This window comes from Rhodococcus sp. 06-462-5, from assembly GCF_002258315.1.
Lineage (GTDB): Bacteria > Actinomycetota > Actinomycetes > Mycobacteriales > Mycobacteriaceae > Rhodococcoides.
The window spans coordinates 127047-146882 of the sequence record NZ_NOYD01000050.1 but is presented as its reverse complement, the minus strand read 5'-3'; the positions used below and the strand labels follow the sequence as shown (position 1 = coordinate 146882).

At 65.1% G+C, this 19836-nt stretch carries 16 protein-coding genes; 7 read left to right on the top strand and 9 right to left on the bottom strand.

Annotated features, from left to right (window positions below):
- Nucleotide 1 precedes the first annotated feature (1 nt).
- The 6 genes from CH251_RS22335 to CH251_RS22310 all read right to left on the bottom strand — a co-directional run bounded on the left by CH251_RS22335 (nucleotide 2) and on the right by CH251_RS22310 (nucleotide 7137).
- Entirely contained in the window at nucleotides 2–1435 is a 1434-nt protein-coding gene (locus CH251_RS22335; protein WP_094615124.1) for a DUF2398 family protein, read from the bottom strand.
- Nucleotides 1432–2919 carry a TIGR02677 family protein gene (locus CH251_RS22330; RefSeq protein ID WP_373454982.1) on the bottom strand — a complete coding sequence of 496 codons (1488 nt, stop codon included), beginning with the start codon at nucleotides 2917–2919 and terminating at the stop codon, nucleotides 1432–1434. The genes CH251_RS22335 and CH251_RS22330 overlap by 4 nt, the downstream gene beginning before the upstream one ends.
- An 82-nt stretch (nucleotides 2920–3001) precedes the next feature.
- The gene (locus CH251_RS22325; RefSeq protein ID WP_094615122.1) at nucleotides 3002–3301 is read right to left on the bottom strand and encodes a Rieske 2Fe-2S domain-containing protein; all 300 of its coding nucleotides are present in this window, start codon (nucleotides 3299–3301) and stop codon (nucleotides 3002–3004) included.
- The gene (nirB, locus tag CH251_RS22320) at nucleotides 3298–5787 is read right to left on the bottom strand and encodes a nitrite reductase large subunit NirB (RefSeq protein WP_094615121.1); all 2490 of its coding nucleotides are present in this window, start codon (nucleotides 5785–5787) and stop codon (nucleotides 3298–3300) included. The genes CH251_RS22325 and nirB overlap by 4 nt, the downstream gene beginning before the upstream one ends.
- Nucleotides 5787–6134 (bottom strand): molybdopterin oxidoreductase, encoded by a 348-nt coding sequence (locus CH251_RS22315; RefSeq protein WP_094615120.1) that lies wholly within the window; start codon nucleotides 6132–6134, stop codon nucleotides 5787–5789. Before CH251_RS22315 ends, nirB begins: the two co-directional genes overlap by 1 nt.
- A gap of 100 nt (nucleotides 6135–6234) precedes the next feature.
- Nucleotides 6235–7137, bottom strand: a complete 903-nt coding sequence (locus CH251_RS22310; RefSeq protein WP_094615316.1) for a PAC2 family protein — start codon at nucleotides 7135–7137, stop codon at nucleotides 6235–6237.
- Nucleotides 7138–7310: 173 nt separating this feature from the next.
- On the opposite strand from CH251_RS22310, the gene metH reads away from it, so the two are divergent.
- From metH to hisG, 4 genes are read left to right on the top strand one after another with little or no spacing between them, the layout of a single operon-like run.
- Nucleotides 7311–10880 (top strand): methionine synthase, encoded by a 3570-nt coding sequence (metH, locus tag CH251_RS22305; protein WP_094615119.1) that lies wholly within the window; start codon nucleotides 7311–7313, stop codon nucleotides 10878–10880.
- Nucleotides 10873–11550, top strand: coding sequence for an HAD family phosphatase (locus CH251_RS22300; protein WP_094615118.1), 678 nt, complete (start codon nucleotides 10873–10875; stop codon nucleotides 11548–11550). Before metH ends, CH251_RS22300 begins: the two co-directional genes overlap by 8 nt.
- Nucleotides 11551–11600: 50 nt before the next feature.
- Nucleotides 11601–11864 (top strand): phosphoribosyl-ATP diphosphatase, encoded by a 264-nt coding sequence (locus CH251_RS22295; RefSeq protein ID WP_032398466.1) that lies wholly within the window; start codon nucleotides 11601–11603, stop codon nucleotides 11862–11864.
- A gap of 47 nt (nucleotides 11865–11911) precedes the next feature.
- Nucleotides 11912–12763, top strand: coding sequence for an ATP phosphoribosyltransferase (gene hisG / locus CH251_RS22290; protein ID WP_094615315.1), 852 nt, complete (start codon nucleotides 11912–11914; stop codon nucleotides 12761–12763).
- A 69-nt stretch (nucleotides 12764–12832) separates the two neighbouring features.
- Here the strand turns inward: hisG and CH251_RS22285 are convergent, their stop codons facing one another.
- Together CH251_RS22285 and CH251_RS22280 are read right to left on the bottom strand one after the other, a co-directional pair.
- Nucleotides 12833–13645, bottom strand: coding sequence for a thioesterase family protein (locus CH251_RS22285; protein WP_094615117.1), 813 nt, complete (start codon nucleotides 13643–13645; stop codon nucleotides 12833–12835).
- The gene (locus tag CH251_RS22280; protein WP_373454981.1) at nucleotides 13642–14538 is read right to left on the bottom strand and encodes a RecB family exonuclease; all 897 of its coding nucleotides are present in this window, start codon (nucleotides 14536–14538) and stop codon (nucleotides 13642–13644) included. Before CH251_RS22280 ends, CH251_RS22285 begins: the two co-directional genes overlap by 4 nt.
- Before the next feature lie 296 nt (nucleotides 14539–14834).
- Here CH251_RS22280 and CH251_RS22275 point away from each other — a divergent pair, with 296 nt between their 5' ends.
- The gene (locus CH251_RS22275) at nucleotides 14835–15701 is read left to right on the top strand and encodes a tRNA (adenine-N1)-methyltransferase (protein ID WP_094615313.1); all 867 of its coding nucleotides are present in this window, start codon (nucleotides 14835–14837) and stop codon (nucleotides 15699–15701) included.
- A gap of 35 nt (nucleotides 15702–15736) precedes the next feature.
- Here the strand turns inward: CH251_RS22275 and CH251_RS22270 are convergent, their stop codons facing one another.
- The gene (locus tag CH251_RS22270; RefSeq protein ID WP_094615312.1) at nucleotides 15737–16222 is read right to left on the bottom strand and encodes a hypothetical protein; all 486 of its coding nucleotides are present in this window, start codon (nucleotides 16220–16222) and stop codon (nucleotides 15737–15739) included.
- A 185-nt stretch (nucleotides 16223–16407) separates the two neighbouring features.
- On the opposite strand from CH251_RS22270, the gene arc reads away from it, so the two are divergent.
- Nucleotides 16408–18171, top strand: a complete 1764-nt coding sequence (arc, locus tag CH251_RS22265; RefSeq protein ID WP_094615311.1) for a proteasome ATPase — start codon at nucleotides 16408–16410, stop codon at nucleotides 18169–18171.
- Nucleotides 18172–18252: 81 nt separating this feature from the next.
- Nucleotides 18253–19752, top strand: coding sequence for a depupylase/deamidase Dop (gene dop, locus CH251_RS22260; protein ID WP_032398070.1), 1500 nt, complete (start codon nucleotides 18253–18255; stop codon nucleotides 19750–19752).
- Nucleotides 19753–19836 lie beyond the last annotated feature (84 nt).

Below are 19836 nucleotides of genomic sequence, written 5' to 3'. Positions count from 1 at the left end.
CTCAGGCCTCTACTTCGGACGATTCGTTACTGACGGACTGTGCGGTTCTGGGGGCTTGTTCGGTGCCGAACAGTGAGTCCTGCGGGGTCCGATCACGCACGCTGACCATCACGTCGCGGTAGCGCGCGATCACCGGCAGCACCAGTACGCCGCCGGACACGCTGTGTATCAGTCGAAGTCGGTGCAACAGCGCGATCGCCCGCACTCGCAGTCCGTCCCGATCGGTCTGCCACTGAGCTGCGAAGGTGCGGCCGAAGCGTTCGACGAGATCGTCGACGACCGTTGTCAGCCAACTGTCCTCGATCAACGGATACAGTTTCTTCTCGCCCGCATCGCCGAATGCCGTTGCATCGGAACCGAACCCGAACTCGGCGAGATCGCCGAAGATCCCGCCGTCGGGAATGGCGCTGTCCAACTGATCCACCAGGGCGTCACCGTCGGGAAGGGGGTAGGTCGCCAGCGCGGGTGCATCCGGATCGATCACTCGGTCCGAGATTTCGCCCGCAATCAGCAATGCGACCTGGGCGATGGTTCCGGTGCTGGGGAACCGGTAGTCCGAGAGCCGACCCGAGGTGTCGATGAGGGCGACTCCTTCGGAGCGACGCTCGGCAACGAGGCCGGTCAACAACTCGACGTCGGCAACGGTGCGCGACGCGGCCAGCGCGGTGCGGCCGTCCAGGTCGAGATCGTCGAGGTAGACGACCGGTTGCTCGACCAACGCTCGGCGTACCGCACGCAGCGTTTCCTTCGGGTCTGCCTCACGCCCGGAATCGGGCTGTCCCGGTTCGGAATCCTCGGGATCGATCGGCGCGACCGAGCCTGCCAGCAGACCGCGGATCGATCGCAGGTGCTGCACGGCGCGGGGCGGCCGGAACATGGCGACGACGACGGGACGGTCGATGTCGTAGAGCGCCTCGCCTGCGGACGGGTTGTTCGCCCAGCCGGTCGCATCACCGTCGGCCAACGCGATGGCGCCGCGGGTCGCGAGCCAGCCGATCGCGTCGACGAACGCGTCTCGGTCGCTTGCCCGGTCGGTCGTCAGCTCGACACCGTCGACCTGACTCGCCTCGGCCGCAACGTGATCGGCAAGTTCGGACAGAGTGATCTGGTTGCCCGCCCGGCCGAGAGCCGCAAGCGCCAAAGCCAGGTACGCGTATCTGCGGCGATCGAAGATTCGGTCGGTGGACGTGCGCGCCGGTTGGCTGTCGTCGAGGGCGTCGATCACCGGGAACAGACGTGCGGTGGTCTCGGTGACCTCGAGGCGATACCCGAACAGTTCGAGCAGGTCCTCGCGCAGCTCGGTCGCCCATCGACGCAGCAGTGGTAGCGCGATCCGATCGGGGTACGTCGTGGTCACCAGGTGATTCGACAGCGCGACCCGGGCGGCCCGCTGGTAGGAATCCAGTGCGAGGGTGGAGATCTCGCGAGCTCTCATCGGCGTGCTACCTCGCTGACCTCGAGCGCGAGGCGGTCCAGATGCAATCGGCCCCTGCTGGTCCGCACGATCGTCGAACGCTCGCTGTCGGTCAGTGTCAGGCGCACGCCGCTGTCCGACCCGGAAGAGTCGGAAGTGCGCCCGCTCACGCGCACCCGCGCGGTCAACGCAGCATTCAGCAAGCTCAACAGCACCTCGGTTTCCTGCTCGTCGAGAATGCGGTCGTGGATCCCGGCCGAGGCGAGCGACTGCGCTGCGGCGCTGCGTGATCGCTGCGACTCGAGTTGCTGCTCCCTCAGCCGTCGAATGCCACCGTCGTTGCGCTGCACCCGCCCCGGAACACCGGGCGTAGGGGTGCGCCCGGTCTCGGCCAAGGTGCGCGAGATCTCGACCGGCGGTGCCTCCCACCACGATCGGGACGTCGAGATGATGTCGGCGTCGGGATGCACCATCGACAGGTGCCGTGGTCTGCCGAGGCCGAACACGGCATGGAACAGGGCATGCGCGCTGTCCTCGGTGGGCGCGGCAGCGAACCAACCGGCCAGGTGGCGTAATTGGCTCTCGCGGCTGACTCCGCCCTTGCGGGTTTCCGTGACGCGGCGCAGCAGCGACAGCACGGCGGCGATCGCACTCATCGTACCCTCGCGGAGTCGCTCGGACTCGCTGAGCTCGGACTCGGCCGAGACGAACCAGTGCGAGAGGCCGGCCCATCGATCGGTCCAGTCGGCGCGGCGTTCGTCCACGGTGAGGAAGACTCGTTCGTCGCTGATCGCGGCTCGCTCGACGAGTTCCTCGATCCCGGTGCTCTCGACGAGTGCTATCGCCTCGGCGAGCTTCGGTGCGTAGCGAGTCAGATCGGAGCTGAATTCACGCATGTGTGTCAGCAGGGCGTCCTTGTGGACCAGAAACGACTCCGGCGTGATCTCGGTGGTGCGCACGAGGTCACCGAGCACCAGATAGAAGTGGGCGGCGCGGGTCGCCATTTCCGACAGCGTCGAATCGAGTCGGCTGAGCTTGCGGTAGATACGATCGCCGTCGGCCTGACGGTTCGCCTCGGCCAGCTCGTGCATATCCGCCAACAGCTCGGGCAGCACCAGCCTCGACAGCGCCGCGTCGTCCAGGCGGGCCCCGAGCACGTCCTCGACCGCGCGGTAGACCTTGTAGCCGGCTTGGCCGAACTGGTAGACGAAGTGACGGTTGCGGTACTCGGCGAGGGTTGCGGCGCGGGTGCCGTCGTAACTGCGTTCGAGCAGATTCCAGGCGTGGAGCTGATCGAGCAGAGGTGCGATGTCGAGGGTGGTCAGGGCGGCGTGCCGACCTGGGCTGCGTGCGATGAGGTCGGCCACGTCTCCGGAGTGCAGCAGGACGACGTAGTTGGCTCGTGCGGTGTCGAAGGCCCGGAGAACGGCCAGGTACTCGGACCGCTTCTCGGCAACGGCGAACGAGAACAGACCGAGACGATCTTCCTCCACGAACGCGTTCACGACTCCCTGCCGCGCGTCCTCGCCTGATTCGCTCACTGGAACAGGGTAGGGGGTAGGAGTGCCAGTCGTTCAACCGTGCCGGTCAGAGTTCGACGGTTACTTTTCCGTCCACTACTGCGGCGGGGTAGGTGCGCACCGAGTCGATGCCGCTGGGGCAGGTGCCGTCGTCGAGCGAGAACGTGTACTGGTGCAGTGGGCAGACGACGATGGACCCGTCGATCTGACCGTCGGCCAGGGGCCCGCCCTTGTGGGGGCACACGGCGTCCATCGCTCGCACCGAGCCGTCGCTGAGCAGGAACACCGCAACCTGCTTGCCGTCCACCACGTAGGCGCGTCCCTCGCCGGGTGTCAGGTCCTCCACGGCCCCGACCGGCACGCTCATCGGACCGGCACCTGCGGGAGCGGAAGCAGGGGCAGCGACGGGGTGAACTGGGCGGGTGACTTCGGTGCCGCGCGGTCCTGCCAGGGGTCGATGTACCCGTCCACCGATGCCTGCACTCGCTCGTCGAGTCCGGCGACGATGCCGTCCCGGTCGTCGATCAGCACGCTCTGCAGTTCTTCCAGGCCGACACGCGGGACCCATGCGTACGTCCGCTCGAGCCACTGAGCGTTCTCGCGGTAGTGCTGAATGAACCTGCCTGCCACGGTCAGAACCTCCTCGGCCCCCGTCACGGTGGCCAGTAGATCGCCCTTGCGGATGTGCGCGCCTGCTGCACCGCCGACGTAGATCTCCCACTTGTCTTCGCCGACCGAGACGACGCCGAAGTCCTTGCACAGTGCCTCCGAGCAGTTGCGTGGGCAGCCCGCGACCGCGAGCTTCAACTTCGCCGGAGTCTCCAGGCCCTGGAACCGTTCTTCGAGGGCGATGCCAAGAGCTGTCGAATCACCGAGGCCGAAGCGACAGAAGTCGCTGCCGACACAGGTCTTCACCGTGCGCATGCTCTTGCCGTAGGCGAAGCCGGAGGGCATGTCCAGATCGCCCCACACCTTCGGCAGATCCTCCTTCTTGATGCCGAGAAGGTCGATCCGCTGTCCGCCGGTGACCTTGACCAGCGGAACGTGGTACTTGTCCGCGACGTCGGCGATCTTGCGCAACTGATCCGGGGTGGTGACGCCACCCTTCATCTGCGGCACCACCGAGAACGTGCCGTCGCGCTGGATGTTGGCGTGGACGCGGTCGTTGATGAACAGTGCGCCGCGCTCGTCCACCCAGTCGGGGCCCCACACCGTCCGCAGCAACGATGCCAACGGCATCTTGGCGGCGGCATCCTCTGCTCCGCCGGTCGCCAGCGCCGCGAACACCGCAGACACCGCCCGAAGATCCTGCGCTCGAACGGCGTCGATCAGTTCCGGCTTGGTCATGGGAATGCAGGGGACGTACCAGTCGGCTGTGGGATCGGCCTCGACGGCACCGCCTGCCGCACACGCGATGATGTCCTTGACCAGGCCCTTACACGATCCGCACCCTTTGCCCGCTCGGGTCTTCGCGGTGACGTCACCGAGGTTCTTGGCACCCGCGTGCACGCAGGCCACGATGGCACCCTTGGTGACACCGTTGCAGTTGCACACCTGAACGTCGTCGGCCAGCTCGGCGGCTCCTGTTGCCGCAGAGGGAGTTCCCATGTCGAAGAGCATGCTGATGCGCTCCTCGGGCAACGGCACCTTTTCGTCGAACGCCTGCGTCAGGAAGTTGGCCTTGGAGATGTCGCCCAGCAAGGTGGCACCGACCAGCTTGTTGTTCCGCACGATCACCGACTTGTACGTACCACTGCGCGGTTCGTAGAACTGGACGAACTCGTCGTCGTCGCGTTCGGGAGAGGTGATCCCCATCGAGGCGACGTCGACACCGGCCACCTTGAGCTTGGTGGTCAGACGCGAACCGTGGTACGCCGCAGTGGGATCGGCTCCGGTGAGCACGTCGGCCAACACGACGGCCTGTTCCCACAGCGGCGCGACCAGGCCGTAGACCTCGCCGCGATGCTGGCAGCATTCGCCGACGGCATAGATCGAACCCTCGTCCTCGCAACGCAATTGGTCGTCGACGACAATTCCTCGTTCGATCACCAGTCCGCCGGCGCGAGCGAAATCGACACTGGGACGAATGCCCGCGGTGACCACGACCATGTCCGCGTCGAGCGAGGTGCCGTCGTTGAACCCGACGCCCGTGACGACGCCGTCCTCGGAGCGCAACACCGAGGTGGTCCGCTTGGAGGTGTGCACGCCGACGCCGAGTGACTCGATCTTGTTGCGCAGCACTCGTCCGCCGCGCTCGTCGAGCTGCTGATTCATCAGGTGTCCGGGGGAGTGCACCACGTTCACCTCCAGGCCCTGCGTGCGCAAGCCGTACGCGGCTTCGAGTCCGAGGAGTCCGCCACCGATGACGACCGCCGAGACGTCGTCACGCGACTGCGCCATCTGCAGCATCCCGTTGGTGTCGGCGATGGTGCGGAAGCCGAACACGCCGCGCGCCAGCCTGCCGTCGGACTCCCGAAGACCGTCCATGTTCGGGAAGAACGTATTGCTGCCGGTGGCGATGACGAGCACGTCGTAGTCGACGGACCGACCGCTCTCGCAGACGACGGTCTTGGAGAACCGGTCGAGCGAGATCGCGCGGTCCCCGGCGTGCAGGGTCACACCGTTCGCGCTGTACCAACTCATCGGGTTGAGAATGAGATCCTCGTCGTCGACGGTGGCCTCGCCGGACAGCACGTGCGAGAGCATGATTCGGTTGTAGTTGCCGTACGGCTCGTCGCCGATCATGGTTATCTCGAATTGCGAACTGCCGTCGCGTTTGATGATCTCCTCGACTGCCCTGGCACCGGCCATCCCGTTACCGACCACCAGCAATCGCTGCTTGCACGCGGTCATCAGATCAGCACCAGACCGAAATCGACGACGACCTCTCCGCTGGTTCCGGCAGGGGCGGCAATCACCAGTTCGAGCACCGTGTCCGGATCCACGTCCTCGACCACCCGCAGCGGAATGTTCACTCCGCTCTTGGCGCCCATCGGGAACATGCGCATCGGGCTGCCGTCGCGGAGCAAGGTCACGACCACCAACTCGTCGCTCGAGTTTCCACCGCGAAAGTACAGCGGCTGAGCCGTCGCACTCTCGGGGACGACGAAGCTCAGGCTGGGATCGATCAATTCGGGCTTGTCGAGACCGTGCCCGGTAAAGGAGAAGATGCCGTGCAGGAATCGCGGTGTGCTGGCCATACCCACGAGGTTGCGGGGTCGGGGTGACGTCACCGCTGCGGTGACGTTACGTCGGGATCAGAAAGACCTCACCGGCTCCCGGTCCCTCGTGTGCGGTCGGTCAGAGCCCGAAGTTGCCCGGACCGCGTCGACGCAGGTACTTCTCGAACTCGGCCGCGATGGCGTCGCCGTCGATCTTGGCGATCGCGTCGGACATGTCCACCTCGGCATCACCGCGTTCCTCGAGGCTGCGGACGTACTCGCTGATCTCCTCGTCTTCCTTCGTCATCTCGGTCACCGCCTCTTCCCATTCCTCGGCCTGGGTGGGCAGTTCGCCGAGCGGTACCTCGATGTCGAGCACGTCCTCGACCCGCTGCAGCAGCGCCACGGTGGCCTTGGGGTTGGGCGGCTGGGAGACGTAGTGAGGAACAGCAGCCCAGAAGGAGACCGCGGGCACCCCCGCCTTGACGCACTCGTCCTGCAGTACACCGGTGATTCCGGTCGGTCCCTCGTAGCGGGTCTGTTCGAGATTGAACTGTTCGGCCGATTCGGTGCTGTAGGCGGTGCCGGTCACCGGAACGGGCCTGGTGTGCGGGGTGTCGGCCAGCAACGCTCCCAGGATCACCACGGTCTCGACGCCGAGCTGTTCGACGAATTCGAGGAGATCGTCGCAGAAGCTGCGCCAGCGCATGTTGGGCTCGATGCCGCGCAGCAACACCACATCGCGTGAGCTGCCGGGAGGCGAACACACCGACAGCCGTGTGGACGGCCACTCGATCTCGCGAGTGACACCATCCACCTGGCGGACGGTCGGGCGGTTGACCTGGTAGTCGTAGTAGTCCTCGGAGTCCAGTTCGGCCAGCGGGCTGGCGTCCCAGATCAGCTCCAGATGTTCTATCGCGCCGCTGGCCGCATCACCTGCGTCGTTCCAGCCCTCGAAGGCAGCCACCAGGATCGGGGAGCGCAGCTCGGGAATGTCGTCGTCGAGATCGTCGAGATCGTCGAGGTCTGTGGCGTTGGCCACAGCATCGTGGACTGCCTCGATCAATGCAGCATCGAGAGGCACATCCGATCCGGATCCCGAAATGTCCGTATTTTCGTTACCGTTGTCGATCGGGGACTGGCCATCGAGGTTTCGGGGACTCACCACGACAGCCTACGACCCGACGTAACTTCGGTGCCCACTACTCTGTAGTGATGCCCGCTGAACACAAGCCCAGTCTGCTCGATGCGATTTCACGTCGCGTTGTCATCGGCGACGGCGCGATGGGCACGATGCTCCAGGACGCCGAGCTGACTCTCGACGACTTCATCGGCCTCGAAGGCTGCAACGAAATCCTCAACGACACCCGGCCGGATGTACTGCGGGAGATCCACCGCGAGTACTTCGCGGCAGGCGCGGACGCCGTCGAGACCAACACCTTCGGGTGCAACCTGCCGAACCTCGCCGACTACGACATCGAGGACCGCATCCGCGAACTTGCGGAGAAGGGCACCCGTCTCGCGCGCGAGACCGCCGACGAGATGGGTCCCGGCCGCGATGGAATGGGCCGCTACGTGCTGGGCTCGATGGGCCCGGGCACCAAGCTCCCCACTCTCGGACACGCTCCCTTCGCCCGACTGCGCGACGCGTACACCGAGGCCGCCCTCGGCATGATCGACGGCGGTGCCGACGCCATCCTGGTCGAGACCTGCCAGGATCTGCTGCAGGTCAAGGCCGCGATCATCGGTAGCCAGCACGCGATGGACAGGCTCGGCGTCCGAATCCCGATCATCACCCACGTCACCGTCGAAACCACCGGTGCGATGCTCGTCGGAAGCGAGATCGGTGCCGCACTGACCGCACTCGAACCCCTCGGTATCGACATGATCGGGCTCAACTGCGCGACCGGTCCGGCCGAGATGAGCGAGCACCTGCGCCATCTGTCCAAGCATTCGCGTCTACCGGTGTCGGTGATGCCCAACGCCGGCCTGCCGACGCTGGGTGCGAAGGGTGCCGAGTACCCACTGACCGCCCCCGAACTGGCCGAGGCTCTGAGCGGCTTCGTCAACGAGTACGGGTTGGCTCTGGTCGGCGGTTGCTGCGGCACCACGCCCGAGCACATCCGCCAGGTTGCCGACATGGTCCACGGGGCAACGAAACTCGAACGTCGGCCTGCGCCGGAGCCGGGCGTGTCCTCGCTCTACACCGCCGTTCCGTTCGAGCAGGATGCCAGCATCCTGATGATCGGTGAGCGCACCAACTCCAACGGGTCCAAGGCATTTCGCGACGCGATGCTCGCCGAGGACTACGAGAAGTGCCTCGACATCGCCAAGGATCAGACGCGCGACGGTGCGCACATGCTCGACCTCAACGTCGACTACGTCGGCCGCGACGGTGCCGCCGACATGGCCGCGTTGGCCAGCCGCCTGGCGACCGCGTCGACCCTGCCGATCATGCTCGACTCCACCGAACCTGCCGTTCTCGAAGCAGGGTTGGAGCACCTCGGTGGCCGCAGCGCGGTCAACTCGGTCAACTACGAGGACGGCGACGGGCCCGACTCGCGGTTCCAGAAGATCATGCGTCTGGTCAAGGAGCACGGCGCCGCTGTCGTCGCTCTGACCATCGACGAAGAGGGACAGGCACGTACGGCCGAGTGGAAGGTGCGAGTCGCAGACCGGTTGATAACCGACATCACCGAGAACTGGGGCTTACGCCACGAGGACATCATCGTCGACACCCTCACCTTCCCGATCTCGACGGGCCAGGAAGAGGTGCGACGCGACGGCATCGAGACCATCGAGGCGATCCGGCAGCTCAAGGAGAAGTACCCGAAGGTGCACACCACCCTCGGGCTGTCGAACATCTCGTTCGGCCTCAATCCCGCTGCACGCCAGGTACTGAACTCGGTGTTCCTGCACGAGTGCACGCAGGCCGGTCTCGATACCGCCATCGTGCACGCGTCGAAGATCCTGCCGATGAACAAGATTCCCGACGAGCAGCGCGAGACGGCTCTCGATCTGGTGTACGACCGTCGGAGCGAGGGCTACGACCCGCTGCAGAAGCTCATGCAGCTCTTCGAGGGTGTCTCCGCGGCCTCGGCGCGCGAATCCCGCGCCGAGGAACTCGGCCGATTGCCACTGTTCGAGCGACTCGAACGACGCATCGTCGACGGTGAACGCAACGGCCTCGACGCCGATCTCGACACCGCGATGACCGAGAAGCCGCCGCTCGAGATCATCAACGAGACCTTGCTCTCGGGGATGAAGACCGTGGGTGAGCTGTTCGGCTCCGGCCAGATGCAGCTGCCGTTCGTGCTCGCCTCCGCTGAGGTGATGAAAGCTGCTGTGGCGTACCTCGAGCCGCACATGGAGGCGACCGACGACGACGGCAAGGGCCGCATCGTGCTCGGTACCGTCAAGGGCGATGTGCACGACATCGGCAAGAACCTCGTCGACATCATTCTGAGCAACAACGGCTACGAGGTGGTCAATCTCGGTATCAAGCAACCGATTTCGACCATTCTGGAAGCTGCGATCGACAAGCGCGCGGATGTGATCGGCATGTCCGGGCTGTTGGTGAAATCCACCGTCGTCATGAAGGACAACCTGATCGAGCTCAACTCGCGGGGTGTCGCCGAGCAATTCCCGGTTCTGCTCGGTGGTGCGGCGCTGACGCGGTCGTATGTCGAGAACGATCTGCAGGACGTCTACGAGGGCGACGTGCACTATGCGCGTGACGCATTCGAGGGCCTTCGGTTGATGGACACCATCATGACCACCAAGCGTGGCGGCGGTCCGGCTCCGGACAGCCCCGAGGCGCTCGCCGCAAAGGCGAAGACGGCCGAGCGCAAGGAACGTCACGAGCGCTCCAAGCGAATCGCCGAGAAGCGCAAGGCCGCCGAGGCACCGGTGGTCGTGCCCGAGCGATCCGATGTCGCTGCCGATATCGACATTCCGGTGCCGCCCTTCTGGGGCACGCGCATCGTCAAGGGTGTGTCGCTGTCGGAGTACTCGGGGCTGCTCGACGAGCGGGCTCTGTTCCTGGGGCAGTGGGGTCTGCGCGGTGCTCGAAAGGGCGAAGGCGCGACGTACGAGGATCTGGTGGAATCGGAAGGCAAACCGCGCCTGCGTTATTGGCTCGATCGTTTGAGCACCGACGGCATCCTCGCGCATGCGGCGTTGGTGTACGGATACTTCCCGGCGGTCTCCGAGGGCGACGACGTGATCGTGCTCACCGAACCCGAACCCGATGCGCCCGAACGCTTTCGGTTCACGTTCCCGCGGCAGCACCGCGACCGCTTCCTCTGCATATCGGACTTCGTTCGATCGCGTACGGCTGCACGGGAATCGGGCCAGGTCGACGTTCTGCCGATGAACTTGGTGACCATGGGCCAGCCCATCGCGGACTTCGCGAACGAGCTTTTCGCCGCCGACTCGTACCGCGACTACCTCGAGGTCCACGGAATCGGCGTTCAGCTCACCGAAGCCTTGGCCGAGTACTGGCATCGCCGGGTACGCGAGGAGCTGAAGCTGTCCGACGGCAATTCCGTTGCCTCGGAGGATCCCACCGAGGCCGAGGGCTTCTTCAAACTCGAATATCGCGGTGCGCGTTACTCGTTCGGCTACGGAGCATGCCCGGATCTCGAAGACCGCATCAAGCTCGCCGCGCTCCTCGAACCCGAGCGAATCGGCGTGAAGCTCTCCGAGGAACTGCAGCTACACCCCGAACAGTCGACCGATGCATTCGTACTTCATCACCCGGAGGCCAAGTACTTCAATGTCTAGAACCCACCTGCGAGGTGTCCTGTGGGACATGGACGGCACGCTGCTCGACTCGGAGAAGATCTGGGACGTCGCCATCGGTGAGTACTCCCGCACGCTGGGAACGGAACTCAGCGCGGAGGTGCGCGAGAGCACCCTCGGCAACTCGATGTGGGATGCACTGCGCAAGGTTCTGGCGAACGCGTCGGTCGAGGTCACCGACGAGCACCTGGTTCAGGGCCGCGAATGGCTTACGGCCCGCGTCGGAGACCTGTTCGCCGAGGGCATTCCGTGGCGACCCGGTGCAAAGGACGCTCTTGCGCTCGTGCGCGAGATGGGCCTGTCCACCGGGCTGGTCACCAACACCGAGCGGGGTCTGGTCGAGCGGGCACTCGACACCCTGGGGCGCGAGTACTTCGACATCACGGTCACCGGCGACGAGGTCGAGGCAGGCAAGCCGCACCCGGCACCGTACCTGCGCGGTGCTGCGTTGCTCGGTTTCGACGCTGCCTCCTGCCTCGCGGTCGAGGATTCGCCCACCGGCTCGCTCTCTGCCCACACGGCGGGCTGTCCGGTGCTGGTGGTTCCCTCCGAGATCGCAGTGCCGGCCGCACCCGGGTACACGATTCGCGACGGTCTGCTCGGCCTGACTGCCGACGACGTCCGGCGGGCTTGGTCGGGCCTGACAGCCTGATCTCGACCGTGTTCGTGTACCCGAGTGTCGACGTGAAAGAATATCCAGTCGTGAAGACTTTCGATTCGCTGTTCGCCGAGCTCACCGATCGCTCGAAGACCCGTCCCGAGGGTTCGGGCACCGTCGCAGCGTTGGACGCGGGAGTTCATTTCCAGGGCAAGAAGGTCCTCGAAGAAGCCGGTGAAGTGTGGATCGCTGCCGAGCACGAGAGCGACGAGGCGCTCGCCGAGGAGATCTCTCAGCTCCTCTACTGGGTCCAGGTGATGATGGTGGGCAGAGGCCTCGAACTCGAGGACGTCTACAAACATCTGTGAGTTCGATCCGCATGTCGCTCACGAACTCGTCGAACAAGGAAAACTCCATGCTGCGCGTAGCCGTACCCAACAAGGGCGCTCTCTCCGAGTCCGCCGCCGAAATTCTCAGTGAAGCCGGTTACCGACGTCGAAGCGACTCGAAGGACCTGACGGTTCTCGACCCGGCGAACGGCGTCGAGTTCTTCTTTCTGCGCCCCAAGGACATCGCGATCTACGTCGGATCCGGGCAGTTGGATCTGGGTATCACCGGACGCGACCTGGCTCTCGATTCGGGTGCTGCGGTCGAGGAACGGCTGGCACTCGGATTCGGTCGTTCGACGTTCCGATACGCCGCACCTGCGGGCAAGGAATGGGCACCCGAGGACCTGGGCGGACTGCGCATCGCCACGTCCTATCCCAATCTGGTGCGTAAGGATCTGGCCTCCAGAGGACTCGAGGCCACGGTCATCCGTCTCGACGGTGCAGTCGAGATCTCCATCCAGCTCGGGGTCGCCGACGCGATCGCCGACGTCGTGGAGTCGGGACGCTCGCTGCGTCAGAACAACCTCGTGGCCTTCGGTGAATCCCTCTGCGATTCGGAGGGTGTATTGATCGAACGGGCAGGCACCCCTGGCACCGACTCCGCACGCAAGCAGCTCATCGCGCGCGTGCAGGGCGTCGTGTTCGCGCAGCAGTACCTGATGCTCGATTACGACTGCCCCAAGTCGATCCTCGACGAGGCCGTCAAGATCACCCCCGGAATCGAATCGCCGACCCTCGCCCCGATGGTCGACGACAATTGGGTTGCCGTGCGCGCCATGGTTTCTCGCAAGGTGCACAACAACGTCATGGATCAGCTCGCCGAGCTGGGTGCCAAGGCGATCCTCGCCTCCGACATCAGGTCCTGCCGAGCATTCTGAATCCGGGCAGCCGACGGGTCGCTTCGCGCGTTGCGTCCTCGCAGCGGGTGCCGCGATCGTTGTCGCTCGTCAGGTGCGACGGCGAACCAGCACCGTCTGAGCGATGCGGCCGACCGGTCCCAGTTCGTCGCTGAGTGTGCCCGCACACATGGCGATACCGTCGGGCCCGGTGGAGGTCTCGGCCGACACCCCGATCCATTCGCCCTGCGGCACTCGGAACACGTGCACGGTCAGGTCGGTGTTCAAGAACGTCCATTCGTCGATCGGGAGTTTCGCTCCGATTCCGTTCGCGATGTCCGCGATCGAGAACAGTCTTTCCAGTGATGTCATCGATTCACCCTGCACGAGAACAGGTTTGGGCCTTGCCCACACCTGGCCCGGCCCCGGCTCGCCGAGTCCGGTGAGAGTCTTGAACTCGACGGCGTCGAGATAGCCCGACGACCAGGTGCCACCGAACGTGTAGTCGACACCGTCGCTCACCGGTTGCATCACCGGATCGCCCGAGTGTGCAACGTCGTCGGTCGGCGTGGTGCGCATACGCCATGCGCTGCCGCGAGCCACCGCCCGCGCAGTTCCCGAGGTGCCGTCCGCCCAGAGTTCCGCCACGACGAGCTCGATGTTGGCACCGGGACGCTCCGTCCAGGCTCGGATCTCGATGTCCCCGACCGGAACCGGCCCGAGGATGTCGACGGCCACGCGACTGATACGGGTGTCCTCCCGAGCGTCGACGCGCTCGAGCGCACGGACCAACAGGGCGGACGGCGGTGCCCCGTGCTGCATCGTCGGTGCCCACAGGCTGACGGTGTGCTCGGTCGCGGTGACCCTCTCGTGGCCTTCACTACCGACTCCGGCTGGAACGAAGAAGGCGTTCGGAATCGTCACTGCTCGGCCACCGCCTGAGCCTGGACCGCCTGCGGCCAACCCGGATACGGCGGGGGAGTACCACCGAACTCCGGACACAGTGCCTGGTGATCGCACCACTTGCACAACGCACCCCGTTTGGCGCGGAAGTCGCCGGTCTCGCCTGCGGCCAGAATCGCTTTCCAGATGGCCGAGAGCATGCGCTCGAACCTGCGAAGTTCGCCCTCGTCGGGGGTGTAGGTCAGCTCCTGCTTGTCGGAGAGATACATCAACTTCAGTTGCGCCGGAACGACTCCACGCACCCGCATGATCATCAGGGCGTAGAACTTCATCTGGAACAGCGCCTTGGACTCGGTGAACTCCCGCGGAGCCCGGCCCGTCTTGTAATCGACGACACGGATCATCCCGTTCGGTGCCACATCGATCCGATCGATGAACCCGCGCAGCGGCGTACCGTCCTCCAGCACCACCTCCACTCGCTGTTCGCAGGATTCGGGCTCGAACCGAGTGGGGTCTTCGAGTTCGTAGTAACCGGCGACCAGCGCGCGAGCCCGATCGAGAAACGCCGGTCGTTCGTCCACCGGAACCAGAGTCTCGATGTCGGGCGACCGCGCGAGAACTCGCTCCCACGCCGGATCCACGAGCTCTCGCGCAGTGGTCGGCACACGATCCTGTGCGGGCAACGCATACAGGGCCTCCAATGCGGCGTGCACCACAGTTCCCTTCACCTGAGCTTCGGTGGAGACCTCGGGAATTCGGTCGACGGCGCGAAGGCGATAGAGCAGTGGGCACTGCTTGAAATCACCTGCGCGCGAGGGTGACAACGCCGGTGTACTACGGGAGCCGGACGTCGACGGCGACTGCTGCTCACCGTCACCGAGATCGAGTAGAGGCAAGTCGATGGGCGTCGACACGGAAATACTCACGACTGCGACACTATGCCGTTGGTCCGACATCTTCGGTCAAGGCCGTAGTCTGGCACGTCGAGTCGTCCCAGGTGTCGGACCGAACAGGTCGGGCGTCGAACAGAGCAACGAAAGCAGGTTCCGCTGTGCCGTCCGGTGATGCTGTGTCCTTCGGTGATTCCGCGTCGAGCGACGGGTCCGGGGTCGACGCGATCGCGGGTGCCCCGGTTCCGAACGCGGACGAGGTCGTCACCGCGACCGTCGACGAGATCGAACTCGACGAAGCTCCGACGACCGACGACGGCATACCGTCCGAGCCGGTACCGACCGGACCGGCCCGCAGCGGACCGTTCCGCGTCGGAGATCGGGTCCAGCTCACCGACGGGAAGGGCCGCCACTACACGGTGGTGCTCGAGGCGGGCAAGGAGTTCCACACCCACCGTGGCGGAATCACCCACGACAAACTGCTCGGGGCAGACGAGGGCAGCGTCGTCACGTCCGTCAACGGCACCCCGTACCTCGCGCTTCGGCCGCTGCTGACCGACTACGTGCTGTCGATGCCGCGTGGCGCACAGGTCATCTATCCCAAGGACGCCGCCCAGATCGTGCACGAGGGCGACATGTTCCCCGGGGCCCGAGTACTCGAAGCCGGTGCCGGATCGGGCGCTCTGACGTGCTCGTTGCTGCGGGCGGTCGGTTCCGCAGGAACGGTCATCTCCTACGAGATCCGCCAGGACCATGCCGACTACGCGATCAAGAACGTCGAAACGTTCTTCGGAGAGCGCCCGTCCAACTGGCACCTGACGGTGGCCGATGTCGATCAGTTCGGTGTCGATCGCCCCGGTGAGCAGGTCGATCGGGTCGTCCTCGACATGCTCGCGCCGTGGGACGCACTGCCTGCGGTATCGAAGGCTCTCGTTCCCGGCGGCGTGCTGCTGGTCTACGTCGCTACGGTGACGCAGTTGTCCAAGGTCGTCGAAGCCCTTCGCGCGCAGGAGTGCTGGACCGAACCCCGTTCCTGGGAGTCGATGGTGCGCGGGTGGCACGTCGTCGGATTGGCGGTTCGTCCCGAGCATCGGATGCAGGGGCACACGGCATTCCTCGTCAGTGTCCGACGCCTCGCCGAGGGCACCGTCACGCCCAAGCCACAGCGTCGATCCGGCAAGGGCTGACGATCGGCGTCGCCGAAGATTCCTGACCTGTCGGTCTAGGCGCAGGGAGCCTGTCCCATGGCGAGAATCTGGCAGGTACTGGCATCGGAGAGCTTCCAGTCGCCGTCGATCAGCACCCAGGTCTGAGGGGACGGAGCTGCCGTTCCCCTCGGGGTGGCTATCGCGACGTCGGCGGTGGATGTCTCGCCCTCGACCGTCGGTTCGGCAACCTCGAACGTGATCGCGCCGTAGTTGGCCAGGGCCGCGGTCATCGTTTCGAGGTTGGTCAGGCGTGCCTGCCCGTTCTCGACCGCCGCCGCCTTCGTCGTTGCGTCGACGTTCGGGGCCACCAACTGCAGCAGAGATGCTTCGAGTTCACCGGATGTCGGCGGTGCGACGGCGGGCGCTTCGGCTGCCGGGGCGCTGCTCTCGGCGGCCGACGTCGAATTGTGATCGGTCTGATCGGATTCATCGGCCGAGCTGCATCCGGCTACCGAAATCACCGCCGCCGCGAGCGCGACAACTACCGAGAATTTACGCATCGTCACTGGTGAGGCCCCTGATTCCATGGTCGGTCCGCTGTTTGGTCAGGTGAGGCTAACATGAATTCGACCGACGCTCGGGTGTGGTCGAGACACAGTGCTTCTCCGTCCCGATCGTGGTGTCGGTCCGCACATTCGGGCCGGTGCCGGTAGCGTTGAAAGATCGTCACTGGGAGGAGTCGCTCATGAGCTCAACAGACAATCCGGATGTGGCCGCGGCCAGAGCCGAACTGGACGCCGTGCGAGCCGAAGCTGCTTCACTGCGCCGCCAACTGGGGGAGTCCCCCGAGCAGGTACGCGAACTCGAAGGTCGCGTCGATTCGCTGGCGCTCCGCAACGCCAAGTTGATGGATACGCTCAAAGAGGCCAGGCAACAGCTCATCGCGCTCCGCGAGGAAGTGGACCGCCTCGGTCAACCACCGAGCGGTTACGGCGTTCTGCTGAGCGTGTTCGACGACGGAACGGTCGACGTGTTCACCTCCGGGCGCAAGATGAGGCTGACGTGTTCACCCAACATCGAGGCCGACTCACTGGCACCGGGACAGACGGTGCGACTGAACGAAGCGTTGACCATCGTCGAGGCCTGCACTTTCGACCAGGTCGGCGAAATCAGCACTCTGCGTGAGCTTCTGGGCGACGGATCGAGGGCACTCGTCGTCGGTCACGCCGACGAGGAGCGAGTCGTGTGGCTGGCCAAGCCGTTGATCGACATGGTCAACGACGAGGGCCCTGTCGACCCCGACGAACCGTCCCGCAAACTCCGCCCCGGCGATTCCTTGCTCGTCGACACCAAGGCCGGCTACGCCTTCGAGCGCGTCCCCAAGGCCGAGGTGGAGGACCTGGTTCTCGAAGAGGTGCCGGACGTCGGATACGAGGACATCGGTGGTCTCGGGCGACAGATCGAACAGATTCGGGACGCCGTCGAACTGCCGTTCCTGCACAAGGATCTGTTCCGCGAATACTCCCTGCGCCCGCCCAAAGGTGTGCTGCTCTACGGCCCTCCCGGTTGCGGAAAGACGTTGATCGCCAAGGCCGTTGCCAACTCGTTGGCCAAGAAGATCGCCGAGGCCCGCGGTCAGGACGCCAAGGAAGCGAAGTCGTTCTTCCTCAACATCAAGGGCCCCGAACTGCTCAACAAGTTCGTCGGCGAGACCGAGCGGCACATCCGCATGATCTTCCAGCGCGCGCGGGAGAAGGCGTCCGAGGGCACCCCGGTCATCGTGTTCTTCGACGAGATGGATTCGATCTTCCGCACCCGTGGTTCGGGCGTCTCGTCCGACGTCGAGACGACGGTCGTTCCGCAGTTGCTCGCCGAGATCGACGGCGTGGAGGGGCTGGAGAACGTCATCGTGATCGGTGCCTCCAACCGTGAGGACATGATCGACCCCGCGATCCTGCGGCCCGGTCGCCTGGACGTGAAGATCAAGATCGAGCGGCCCGACGCCGAATCGGCACAGGACATCTTCTCGAAGTACCTGACCGACTCGTTGCCGGTCAACGCCGACGACGTCGCAGAGTTCGGTGGAGACCGCGCGGCCTGCATCCGAGGGATGATCGACCGCGTCGTCGAGCGCATGTACGCCGAAAGCGACGACAACCGTTTCCTCGAGGTGACGTATGCCAACGGAGACAAGGAAGTTCTGTACTTCAAGGACTTCAACTCCGGTGCCATGATCCAGAACATCGTCGACCGCGCGAAGAAGTACGCCATCAAATCGGTACTCGAAACCGGCAACGGCGGTCTGCGAATTCAACATCTCTTCGACTCCATCGTCGACGAGTTCGCCGAGAACGAAGACCTGCCGAACACCACGAACCCGGACGACTGGGCTCGAATCTCCGGCAAGAAGGGCGAGCGGATCGTCTACATCCGCACGCTGGTCACCGGCAAGAACGCCAGCGCGAGCCGGGCGATCGACACCGAGGCCAATACCGGCCAGTACCTGTAGATCCTTCGTCGAGCAGTTTTCGGGGCGCGTCCGCACAGGGCGCGCCCCGAACTGCATCTGCCGGCCGTCTAGGCTCGACTTATGCAGCGCATCATCGGTATCGAGGTCGAGTACGGCATCTCTTCGCCCACCGAACCCACCGCCAACCCGATCCTGACCTCCACCCAGGCGGTGTTGGCGTACGCGGCAGCCGCCGGAGTGCCCCGGGCCAAGCGCACGCGCTGGGACTACGAGGTCGAGTCGCCGCTACGCGATGCCCGCGGCTTCGACCTCGGACGCTTCAGCGGCCCCGCACCGGTGATCGATGCCGACGAGATCGGCGCAGCCAACATGATTCTCACCAACGGTGCTCGCCTGTACGTCGATCACGCACACCCCGAGTACTCGGCTCCCGAGGTACGTGATCCGCTGGACGCAGTCATCTGGGACAAGGCAGGCGAGCGGGTGATGGAAGCCGCCGCCCGCCACGCATCGAGCGTCCCGGGTGCGCCGCGCCTTCAGCTGTACAAGAACAACGTCGACGGCAAGGGCGCGTCGTACGGCACCCACGAGAACTACCTGATGTCACGCGAGACGCCGTTCTCGGCGGTCATCGCCGGTCTGTCGCCGTTCTTCGCTTCGAGGCAGGTCATCACCGGGTCGGGACGCGTCGGAATCGGCCAGTCCGGTGACGAAGCGGGCTTTCAGCTGTCGCAGCGGGCCGACTACATCGAGGTGGAAGTGGGCCTCGAGACCACCCTCAAGCGCGGCATCATCAACACGCGCGACGAACCGCACGCGGACGCGGACAAGTATCGCCGCCTGCACTGCATCATCGGCGACGCCAATCTCGCCGAGATGTCGACCTATCTCAAGGTCGGCACCACTGCGCTCGTGCTCGACATCATCGAAGCGGGGGTCGACCTGTCCGATCTGCAGCTGGCCAGGCCGGTGACCGCAGTCCATCAGATCAGCCACGATCCGACGCTGCGCAAGGCCGTCGCTCTCGCCGACGGCCGCGAACTGACCGGGCTTGCGCTGCAGCGGATCTACCATCAGCGTGTTGCCAAGTTCGTGGCTGCCGAGGGCAGTGACGATGCGCGTGCACTGGACGTGCTCGACAAGTGGGCCATGGTCCTCGACCTGCTCGAGCGGGATCCGATGGAATGTGCCCACCTGCTGGACTGGCCCGCGAAACTGCGCCTGCTCGAAGGCTTCCGTCAGCGGGAGGGGCTCGGGTGGTCGGCTCCGCGGCTGCATCTGGTCGACCTGCAGTACTCCGATGTGCGACTGGACAAAGGCCTGTACAACCGGCTGGTCGCTCGTGGGTCGATGGATCGACTGGTCACCGAGCAGCAGGTGCTCGATGCCGTCGGCACGCCACCCGAGGACACGAGGGCCTACTTCCGCGGCGAGTGCCTGCGCAAGTTCGGGGCCGATATCGCCGCGGCGAGCTGGGACTCGGTCATCTTCGATCTCGGTGGCGATTCCCTCGTTCGGATCCCGACCCTCGAGCCGCTACGAGGCACCAAATCGCACGTCGGTGCACTGCTCGAGTCGGTCGACAGCGCCGCAGAGCTCGTCGATCAGCTCACCAACTGACGCACCCACAGACCGGTGGTGACCAATCGCGGTGTCTTGCCAACCGGCGGAGTCGGTCTGTCGGTAGGGTAAAGGTCCGTGCAC